General features: G+C 70.5%; 9 protein-coding genes. 6 read left to right on the top strand and 3 right to left on the bottom strand.

Annotated elements, in window-relative coordinates; genetic code table 11:
* Positions 1-169: 169 nt before the first annotated feature.
* Positions 170-1,333, bottom strand: coding sequence for an NADP-dependent malic enzyme (locus tag ACFXMF_RS44800; RefSeq protein WP_360319470.1), 1,164 nt, complete (start codon positions 1,331-1,333; stop codon positions 170-172).
* A gap of 402 nt (positions 1,334-1,735) precedes the next feature.
* Between ACFXMF_RS44800 and ACFXMF_RS44805 the strand changes: the two genes are divergently transcribed.
* From ACFXMF_RS44805 to ACFXMF_RS44815, 3 genes are all read left to right on the top strand, one after another.
* On the top strand, positions 1,736-2,302 hold the full coding sequence (locus tag ACFXMF_RS44805) for a CGNR zinc finger domain-containing protein (protein ID WP_360319380.1): 567 nt from the start codon (positions 1,736-1,738) through the stop codon (positions 2,300-2,302).
* A 260-nt stretch (positions 2,303-2,562) separates the two neighbouring features.
* Complete coding sequence (locus ACFXMF_RS44810; protein WP_379992481.1) at positions 2,563-3,006, top strand: anti-sigma regulatory factor; 444 nt, start codon at positions 2,563-2,565, stop codon at positions 3,004-3,006.
* A 92-nt stretch (positions 3,007-3,098) separates the two neighbouring features.
* Positions 3,099-3,992, top strand: a complete 894-nt coding sequence (locus tag ACFXMF_RS44815; protein ID WP_379992483.1) for an RNA polymerase sigma factor SigF — start codon at positions 3,099-3,101, stop codon at positions 3,990-3,992.
* Positions 3,993-4,078: 86 nt separating this feature from the next.
* Here ACFXMF_RS44815 and ACFXMF_RS44820 read toward each other — a convergent pair whose 3' ends face one another.
* Positions 4,079-4,513 carry a hypothetical protein gene (locus tag ACFXMF_RS44820; RefSeq protein ID WP_360319374.1) on the bottom strand — a complete coding sequence of 145 codons (435 nt, stop codon included), beginning with the start codon at positions 4,511-4,513 and terminating at the stop codon, positions 4,079-4,081.
* A 94-nt stretch (positions 4,514-4,607) separates the two neighbouring features.
* On the opposite strand from ACFXMF_RS44820, the gene ACFXMF_RS44825 reads away from it, so the two are divergent.
* Together ACFXMF_RS44825 and ACFXMF_RS44830 are read left to right on the top strand one after the other, a co-directional pair.
* On the top strand, positions 4,608-5,537 hold the full coding sequence (locus tag ACFXMF_RS44825; protein ID WP_360319372.1) for a diacylglycerol kinase family protein: 930 nt from the start codon (positions 4,608-4,610) through the stop codon (positions 5,535-5,537).
* A gap of 314 nt (positions 5,538-5,851) precedes the next feature.
* Positions 5,852-6,106, top strand: coding sequence for a WhiB family transcriptional regulator (locus ACFXMF_RS44830; RefSeq protein ID WP_020557388.1), 255 nt, complete (start codon positions 5,852-5,854; stop codon positions 6,104-6,106).
* A 186-nt stretch (positions 6,107-6,292) separates the two neighbouring features.
* Here the strand turns inward: ACFXMF_RS44830 and ACFXMF_RS44835 are convergent, their stop codons facing one another.
* A complete protein-coding gene (locus ACFXMF_RS44835) occupies positions 6,293-7,762 on the bottom strand; it encodes a histidine kinase N-terminal domain-containing protein (RefSeq protein WP_360319370.1) in 1,470 nt (489 codons plus the stop codon).
* A 78-nt stretch (positions 7,763-7,840) separates the two neighbouring features.
* On the opposite strand from ACFXMF_RS44835, the gene ACFXMF_RS44840 reads away from it, so the two are divergent.
* Complete coding sequence (locus tag ACFXMF_RS44840) at positions 7,841-9,019, top strand: 8-amino-7-oxononanoate synthase (protein WP_379992779.1); 1,179 nt, start codon at positions 7,841-7,843, stop codon at positions 9,017-9,019.
* The last annotated feature ends 278 nt before the right edge of the window (positions 9,020-9,297 follow it).

Raw genomic sequence — 9,297 nt, forward strand, 5'->3', positions numbered from 1 at the left:
GGGGTGGGGGTTTTTTTTTTTTTAAACCCCCCCCCCCCCCCCCGGCGGGGGGGGGCCCCCCCGCGGGGGGGGCCGCCCCCCCCACGTCCACGGGTCGCCGCGGATGCGTGTCGATCATCGGACGGTCGGCGAGGAGCCGTCGGACGATCACCGATCCACGGGCCGCGGCTCAGATACGTGCGACGCCGTCGCGGCGCGCGGCCTCGGCCACGGCCTTGGTCACCGCCGGCGCCACCCGCTCGTCGAACGGCGAGGGGATCACCTTGTCCGGCGCGAGCTCGTCGGCGACGACCGCGGCCAGCGCCTCGGCGGCGGCCACCTTCATCCCCTCGGTGATGCGCTTGGCGCGCACCGACAGGGCACCGGCGAACACGCCCGGGAAGGCGAGCACGTTGTTGATCTGGTTCGGATAGTCGCTGCGCCCGGTGGCCACCACGGCCGCGTACTTGTGCGCCAGGTCCGGGTCGATCTCCGGGTTCGGGTTGGCCATCGCGAAGATGATCGCCTCGGGCGCCATGGTCGCCACGACCTCCTCGGGCACCTTGCCCGCGGACACCCCGAGGAAGACGTCGGCGCCGTTCATGGCGTTCTCGATGCCGCCCTTGAGCTTGGCCCGGTTGGTCAGCTCGGCGATCATCCGCTTGATCGGCGTGAGGTCGTCCCGGCCCTCGTGCACGATGCCGCGGCTGTCCACCACGCACAGGTCGCCGATGCCCGCCTCGATCAGGATCTTGGCGATCGCGATGCCCGCCGCGCCCGCGCCGGAGATGACCGCGCGCAGGTCGCCGAGCCGGCGTCCGGTCACCGTCGCCGCGTTGCGCAGCGCGGCCAGCGCGACGATCGCGGTGCCGTGCTGGTCGTCGTGGAAGACCGGGATGTCCAGCCGCTCCTGGAGCCGGCGCTCCACCTCGAAGCAGCGCGGGGCGCTGATGTCCTCCAGGTTGATGCCGCCGAAGGAGGGGGCGAGCCGGGCGATGGTGTCCACCAGCTCGTCCACGTCGGTGCACGAGAGCGCGAGCGGCACGGCATCGATGCCGGCGAACTCCTTGAACAGGATCGCCTTGCCCTCCATCACCGGCAGCGACGCGGCGGGGCCAATGTCGCCCAGGCCGAGCACCGCGGTGCCGTCGGTGATCACCGCGACCGTGTTGGCCACCCACGTGTAGTCGTGGACCAGTTCCGGGCTCTCCGCGATGGCCGTGCACACCCGGGCCACGCCGGGCGTGTACGCGAGGGAGAGGTCGTCCCGGTTGCGCACCGGAACGGTCGAACGAACTTCCATTTTCCCGCCGCGGTGCAGAGCGAAGACCGGATCGAGTTCGTCCGTCGCCATGCTGTCCGTCGGGATGATCTCCGCTGCCACAGTGACCCCTTTGTCGACATTGTCAGTAGAAGTGCAGCTCTCGAAACGCGATCGCAGGCTGCATGCCTCAGCGACATCGGCGCTTCGTGCAGCGCACATGATCCGGCTGAGGTTACGGGGGTCACCCGTGACGCCGATTTTGGCACACCCCCCGAATGGGGGTACTCCAGGGCGGTGAACCGATTACCACCGTTTTGTGATGGCGCGTCAGACCCCTTCTCGCAACTGGCCCAGACGGTAGCGCCACGCCCAGTACGCTGACAGTAACCGCCGCCACATCCGACCCCGCCGACCCGCGCGAAACGCGGGCTCGACGGCACCGGAAGGCATCCGCCCGGGGTCGGGCCGGCGACCGCGACCGAAGGACAGTCGTTGGATCTCTCCGCCTACGCCGAGCACGCGGTCCGGCTGGTCAACACCGAGCAGCCCGCGCGCGGCGAGGACCTGCTGCGCTCCCCCGAGGACGTACTCGCGCTGATCGCACCCGTTCGGCGCATCCCACCCCGGGTGACGGACGCCGACGTGAGTCGGCTGCGCTCGGTGCGCACCCGGCTGCGGGCGGTCTTCGCGGACGCCGCGGCCGACCGCGAGGCGGACGCCGTCGCCACCCTCAACGGCCTGCTCGCCGAATTCCCCGTGCACCCGCGACTGACCGGCCACGACGCGAGCCCTTGGCATCTGCACCTGGCGGGCGACGCGGTGGGCGCGGCCGAGGGTTTCGCCGCGATAGCCGCCATGGGCCTGGCCGTTCGACTGAGCGCGCACGGCATCGACCGACTGGGCGTGTGCCGGGCCGCACCGTGCCGGAACGTCTTCCTGGACATGTCCGCAAATCGCTCCCGCCGGCACTGCTCGGATCGGTGCGCCTCGCGGACGAACGTGGCGCTGCATCGGGCCAGAATTCGGGCCCGAGACCCGGAATCGGAACGACATACCTGACATTTGCGGGTTGGCGGCCGACGGACTGTGGCACATGTACATGGACGGCGCGATCTCGCAGTGCGAAATTACCAAAGTCGGGTACACTACGTACTCGTCAAATCACATATCGTGACGTACCGTTCGGGTAGACAGTCGCCTCGCTCGTTCCCGCACCCGTTCCCGCATCGGTGACGACAGTTGTCGGCCGGCGCGGTAGCGTCGCTGGGGTTCCCCCCGACATCGGTGGTGACCGCCCGGCGGCCACCCACAGCAGCACCTTGGAGGTGAGGGTGTCCCAGCGATCCGCACACACGGCGGACGAAGCCGGCACCGGACAGCGGGACTTCGTCGAGGTCCGACTGCCTGCCGAAGGTGCCTATCTCTCCGTTCTGCGCACCGCGACGGCGGGCCTCGCGGCCCGCCTCGACTTCACCCTGGACGAGATCGAAGACCTGCGCATCGCGGTCGACGAGGCGTGCGCGATGTTGCTCGACCAGGCGGTGGCCGGCGGAGTGCTCTCCTGCGTGTTCAACCTGGTGGGCGACGCGTTGCACGTCACCGTGTCCGCGCCGACCACGGACGGCCGAACACCCGCGCGTGACACGTTCGCCTGGACCGTCCTGTCGGCGCTGGCCGGCGAGGTGGACGCGACGGTGAGCGAGGACAAGGTGGTCAGCATCAGCCTGCACAAGAAGCGCGGTGGCGGGCCGGAGCAGACGTGAGCAGTGGTGTCGAAGGCGCGGCCAACGAACCGCAGCCGAGCGCGGCCTCACCCGACGAGGCCGCCGGGCGCGGCCGAGGGGAGGGTGAGGGCATGGTGAGCGACGCGAGCATGACGATGGACGGTGGCGTCGAGGCGACCGGGCCGGACAAGCCGGCACAACCTGCCGGATCCGCCGGGCCCACGGGACCGGCGGTGCCGAACCGGCGACGCGCCGGTTCCGAACGCCACGCCCACGACCGGGAGATCGCGCGCGGCCTGTTCGCGCAACTCGCGGTGCTCGAATCGGACCCGCCCGCGCGGGCCGCGGTGCGCGATCGACTGGTGGAGATGCATCTGCCGCTGGTCGAGCACCTGGCCCGCCGGTTCCGCAATCGCGGCGAGCCGTTGGACGACCTGATCCAGGTGGCCACCATCGGCCTGATCAAGTCGGTGGACCGATTCGACTCGGATCGTGGAGTCGAGTTCTCGACCTACGCGACGCCGACCATCGTCGGCGAGATCAAGCGGCACTTCCGGGACAAGGGCTGGGCGGTGCGGGTGCCGCGCCGACTCCAGGAGCTGCGCCTCGCGCTGACCTCGGCCACCGCCGAGCTCTCCCAGCGCAACGGCCGTTCCCCCACCGTCGCCGAGCTCGCCGTGCAGCTGGGGATCTCCGAGGAGGAAGTGCTCGAGGGCCTCGAATCGGCCAACGCCTACAGCACGCTCTCGCTGGACGTACCGGACACCGACGACGACTCGCCGGCCGTCGCCGACACGCTGGGCGCCGAGGACGACGCGCTCGAGGGCGTGGAGTACCGCGAATCGCTCAAGCCGCTCCTGGAGCAGTTGCCGCCGCGCGAGAAGAAGATCCTGCTGCTGCGCTTCTTCGGCAACATGACCCAGTCCCAGATCGCGCAGGAGGTCGGCATCTCGCAGATGCACGTCTCGCGACTGCTCGCGCGCACCCTCGCGCAGTTGCGCGAGCGGTTGCTCGTCGAGGAGTAGCCCGCGGCCACGACGAGGACCCCGGACCGAGGTCGGTCCGGGGTCCTCGTCGCCGTGCGGCGCGGCCGAAAGCTGCGGGCGGCGACTCAGGCCCGATGGGCCTGGTGGCGCGCTTCGAGCGCGTTGTACATGCCGGGTGTCGCAAGGACGCCGATGGTGACCACACCCACGATCATGGTCAGGATGCCGATCACGAGCTGATCGGCCTTGATCAGGTACCACCCCATGCCGACCACGATCAGGTTGGCGGTGATCGCCGGCGATCGGCTCCAGCGCCGGCCGCGCAGCATGCCCACGAACGCGGCGACTATCCCGGCGGCGAGAATCAGCAGGTAGATGCCGATCGCGACGCCCTCCGACGCGTTGGTCGGATGGCCGAACTCGCTGCGGAAGGTCAGATAGAGGGAGTATCCGAGGAGTGCGAACGCCTCGACACCGACCACCGCGGTGCAGATGCGCCAGGTGAGGGGGAGGACCCCGGCGGGGCCCGACTGGTCCTGGGCGGAAGGGCTCTCGGTCACCCCAAGACTGTAACCGGGGCCGGCGCCCGGGCGATCCATGGGCGCCCCGCCCGGACCCATGGGAGCCCTACCCGTCGGTAGATACGCTGGTGGCATGCGCGCCCTTCTCGTGGTGAACCCCAAGGCCACGACCACCAGCGAACGCACCAGGGACGTCCTGGCGCACGCGCTCGCCGGCGATCTCAAGCTCGACGTGGTCGCCACCGAGCATCGGGGGCACGCCACGGAACTGGCCCGACAGGCCGCGGACGACGGCCTCGATCTGGTGATCGCGCTGGGCGGCGACGGCACGGCCAACGAGGTGGCCAACGGACTGCTCGCCGCCGGTCCGGCCCCCTCGCTGCCGGCGGTGGCGGTGGTCCCGGGCGGCAGCACCAACGTGTTCGCGCGCTCGCTCGGGATGCCCAACGATCCGGTCGAGGCGACCGGCCTGCTGTTGGAGGCGCTGCGCGCGGGTCGCAGTCGGGAGATCGGACTGGGCCTGGCCGACGAGCGCTGGTTCCTGTTCTGCGCCGGCATCGGATTCGACGCCGAGGTGGTCGGCCGGGTGGAGGAGCGTCGGGCCGGCGGTCGGCGCGCGACGCCGGGTCTGTACGTACGGTCCGCGTTGCGCCGGTTCTACGGCGAGCGGGACTCCCGCAGACACGGGACGCTGACGCTGGAGGTGCCCGGCGCGGAGCCGATCGAGGGAATCTGCCTCGGGATAGTGCAGAACACCGTGCCGTGGACGTTTTTGCACGACCGGCCGCTGAATCCGTGCCCACAAGCGTCATATGACACCGGATTGGACCTCTTCGCGCTCACCCGGATGTCAACACTGCCCACATTGCGCCATCTGGCCCGGATGCTGGGCTCCACGGGTAATGCTCCACATGGGCGTCACGTCGTGTCCCTGCACGACTGCGATGCGTTCACTCTTCGGACTGAAGAACCTGTTTCCCTTCAGGTCGATGGGGACCATCTGGGAGAACATCGGAGTGTGACCTTCCGGGGGGTTCCCCGTGCACTGCGTGTGATTGTGTGAGTGGAAGGGCCTTTTGGCCTTTCACTCGAACGCAAATACCGGTTCACCCCTTCGATGTAGTGGTGTGACCTAGTCGACACCGATGATTTAAAAAATCCTGGCCCAAGGGGGTTGTATCGGCGGCCGAGGTTTGTAAGGCTCTACGAGGCGGCAGGGACGTGGCCGAAAGGTCATCTTCACCGCCCGAATCCACTGCCAAACCTGGGGACCGACTTCGTCGGCCCCTTGCTTGTCGGGGGGTTCGTGAAAGCGTTCACATTCACAAGCCACAGCGGGGCCGGAAGCCCCCGCTGACCCACGAGGAGTTGGACCGCATGGACTGGCGCCACGTTGCTGCCTGCCGTGACGAAGACCCGGAGCTGTTCTTCCCGATCGGCAACACCGGTCCCGCTCTGCTTCAGATCGAGGAGGCGAAGGCGGTCTGCCGCCGTTGCCCCGTGATGGAGCAGTGCCTGGGCTGGGCTCTCGAGTCCGGTCAGGACGCGGGTGTGTGGGGCGGTCTGAGCGAGGACGAGCGTCGCGCTCTCAAGCGCCGCGCCGCCCGCAACCGTGCCCGTGCCTCCGCCTGATCGACCGACAGGCTGAACACTCCGGGGACTTGATCACCGGAAACACTTGATCATCGGAAACACCAAAGCTTTGCCGCAGTTGCCCCGCCCTGGTCCGATCGGACCAGGGCGGGGCAACTGCTTTTCCACGTACGGAAGTTTCCCGGCGTCGCGAAATCGGGCCGGTGGGCCCGAATGCGATCGGGCTCAGCGGCGCTGGCGGATTTGCAGGTCCAGGGTGACGATCGTGCCGCCGGCCGGATTGGGCACCATGTCGAAACGGCCCGCGAGTTCGCTGCCGACCAGGGTGCGCACGATCTGCAGACCGAGGTTGCCGGAGACCTGCGGATCGAAATCGGCCGGCAGGCCGATCCCGTCGTCGGTGACGGTGATGAGCAGGCGTTCCGCGCGGCGTTCGGCGTGCACCTCCAGGGTGCCCGCCCGGTCGGTGTAGCCGGGGTCCTCGAACGCGTGCTCCAGGGCGTTCTGCAGCAGCTCGGTGAGCACCATCGCCAACGGCGTCGCGGTCTCCGCGATCAGTTCGCCGAAGTTGCCGTGTCGGGCGGTGCGCACCCGCACCGAGGACGCGGCGACCTCGGTGACCATGGACAACACCCGGTCGGCGATCTCGTCGAAGTCCACCCGCTCGTCCAGCGTCTGGGACAACGTCTCGTGCACGATCGCGATCGAGCCGACCCGGCGGACCGCCTCCTCCAGCGCGGCCCGGGCCTGCGGCGCGTCCATCCGGCGAGCCTGCAGGCGCAGCAGCGCGGCCACCGTCTGCAGGTTGTTCTTCACCCGGTGGTGGATCTCCCGGATGGTGGCGTCCTTGGTGATCAGCTCGCGCTCGCGCCGGCGCAGCTCGGTCACGTCGCGCAGGAGCATGATCGCGCCGATCCGCTGCCCGCGCGGCTTGAGCGGGATCGCGCGCAGTTGCACCACCGCCGCAGGCGTCTCCACCTCGGTCTCGCGCGGGGCCCAGCCGCTGGCGACCGCGGAGATGGCCTCGTCCACCGGGCCCTCGTGCGGCGCCAGTTCGGCGGTGATCCGGCCGAGGTGGCAACCGACCAGGTCGGAGGTCAGGCCGAGGCGGTGGTAGGCGGAGAGCGCGTTGGGGCTGGCGTACTGCACGATGCCGTCCGCGTCGAGGCGGATCAGGCCGTCGCCCACGCGCGGCGACGCGTCCATGTCGAGCAGTTCGCCGGCGTGCGGAAACGTCCCTGCGGCGATCATCTGCGCGAGATCCGCGGCGCTCTGGAGGTAGGTCAATTCCAGCCGGCTGGGCGTGCGGGCGGTCAGCAGGTTGGTGTTGCGCGCGATCACACCGATCACCCGGCCCTCCCGGGAGACCGGGATCGCCTCGACCCGCACCGGTACGTCGTCGCGCCACTCCGGGTCGCCCTCGCGCACGATCCGGCCCTCGTCCAGCGCCGCGTCCAGCATCGGCCGCCGCCCGCGCGGGACGAAGTCGCCGACCAGGTCGTCCTGATGCGAGGTGGCGCCGGTGTTCGGCCGCATCTGCGCGACCGCGACGTACTGCCCGTCGCTGGTCGGCACCCACAACACCAGGTCCGCGAAGGACAGGTCGGCGAGCAGTTGCCACTCGGACACCAGCAGGTGCAGCCACTCCAGGTCGGCGGTGGGCAGCGCGCCGTGACGGCGGACGAGATCGTTCATGGAGGGCACACGCGCAGCGTACTTTCCACCACGCCTGCGATCCTGGCCGCCCCACTTCGCCGCACCTGTGAGGTATCGATGTCCACCCAATCGCCCACCCCCCGGCAGCCGCTCGGCGGCGGCGGTCATCCGCTCGACTGGCTGGACATCCGCGAGAAGCAGCGGATCGAGGCCGGTCTGCGCCGCCGGCTGCGGCCGCGCGCGGCGACAGCCGGCGGGTTGGATCTGGCCGGAAACGACTACCTGGGCCTGTCCCGCGACGAGCGGGTGATCGAGGCGACCGTACGCGCGGTGCGCACGTGGGGCGGCGGGTCGACCGGGTCGCGGCTGGTGACCGGGTCCACCGAGTTGCACGCCGAATTGGAGGCGGAGCTGGCCGACCACATGGGCGCCGAGGCGGCGCTGGTGTTCTCCTCCGGCTACCTGGCCAATCTCGGGGTGATCGCCGGGCTGGTCGGCAAGGGCGGCCTGGTCGTCTCGGACGCGATCAACCACGCGTCGATCGTGGACGCGTGCCGGCTCTCCCGGGCCCGGGTGGCGATCACCGGGCACCGGGACGTGGCGGCGGTGGCCCGGGTGCTCGCGGAACGGGCCGAGGAACGCGCCCTGGTGGTCGTGGACGCGGTCTTCTCGGTCGATGGGGACATCGCCCCACTCGCCGAGCTTGCGGCCGTCACACGGCGATACGGCGCCGTCCTGCTCGTGGACGAGGCACACGGGCTCGGCGTGGTGGGTCCGGGCGGCCGGGGCGCGGTCCACGCGGCCGGGCTCGCGGGGGCGGACGACGTGGTGCTGACCGCGACGTTGTCCAAGGCGCTGGGCTCGCAGGGCGGTGCGGTGCTCGGGCCCGCCCGGGTGATCAAGCATCTGGTCGACGCGGCGCGGCCGTTCATCTTCGACACGGGGTTGGCGCCGGCCTGTGCGGCGGCGGCGCTGGCGGCGTTGCGGATCCTGCGCGCGCAGCCGGGGCTGGCCGACGCGGTACGGGCGAACGCCCGCGCGCTCTCGGCGGGCGCTCGGGAGGCGGGCCTGCGGGTGACCGAGCCGGAGGGCGCGGTGGCGTCGGTGCTCATCGGCGAGGCACAACTCGCCTTCGACACCGCGGCGCGCTGCGCCGAGGCCGGCGTCCTGGTCGGCTGCTTCCGACCGCCGTCGGTGCCGGACGGCATCTCCCGACTGCGGCTGGCGGCCCGCGCGGACCTGACGTCGGCCGACCTGTCGCGGGCCCTGTCGGTGCTGCGGTCGGCCACCGGCTGAGGTCCGGCCTGCCCTGGCCCCGCCCCCGGCTCGTTCCCCCGGGCCTTCCTTCGGTTCGCCATCACCCGCCCCGATAACCACCGATATACGTGGCATGTCCCTCGACATTGGTCTAGACAACTAGGATTGGTCTGAACCAAAATGGGCGGCGGCCGCCCCGCCCCCCCCCCGCGGGCGGGGCGGCGCGCGCCGCGCGCGCCCCCCCGCCGGCGGTGCCGGCCCGGCTCAGTCCGTCAGCAGCTTCTTCTGCACCTTGCCCATCGCGTTGCGCGGCAGGT

The sequence above is a fragment of the Embleya sp. NPDC059213 genome (genome assembly GCF_042754445.1).
Lineage (GTDB): Bacteria > Actinomycetota > Actinomycetes > Streptomycetales > Streptomycetaceae > Embleya.

Excerpts from the sequence above, each read along its gene's own strand:
- ACFXMF_RS44800 (WP_360319470.1), bottom strand. The coding sequence starts at position 1,333 with ATGGCGACGGACGAACTCGATCCGGTCTTCGCTCTGCACCGCGGCGGG.
- ACFXMF_RS44815 (WP_379992483.1), top strand. The coding sequence starts at position 3,099 with ATGGTGAGCGACGCGAGCATGACGATGGACGGTGGCGTCGAGGCGACC.
- ACFXMF_RS44825 (WP_360319372.1), top strand. The coding sequence starts at position 4,608 with ATGCGCGCCCTTCTCGTGGTGAACCCCAAGGCCACGACCACCAGCGAA.
- ACFXMF_RS44830 (WP_020557388.1), top strand. The coding sequence starts at position 5,852 with ATGGACTGGCGCCACGTTGCTGCCTGCCGTGACGAAGACCCGGAGCTG.
- ACFXMF_RS44835 (WP_360319370.1), bottom strand. The coding sequence starts at position 7,762 with ATGAACGATCTCGTCCGCCGTCACGGCGCGCTGCCCACCGCCGACCTG.
- ACFXMF_RS44840 (WP_379992779.1), top strand. The coding sequence starts at position 7,841 with ATGTCCACCCAATCGCCCACCCCCCGGCAGCCGCTCGGCGGCGGCGGT.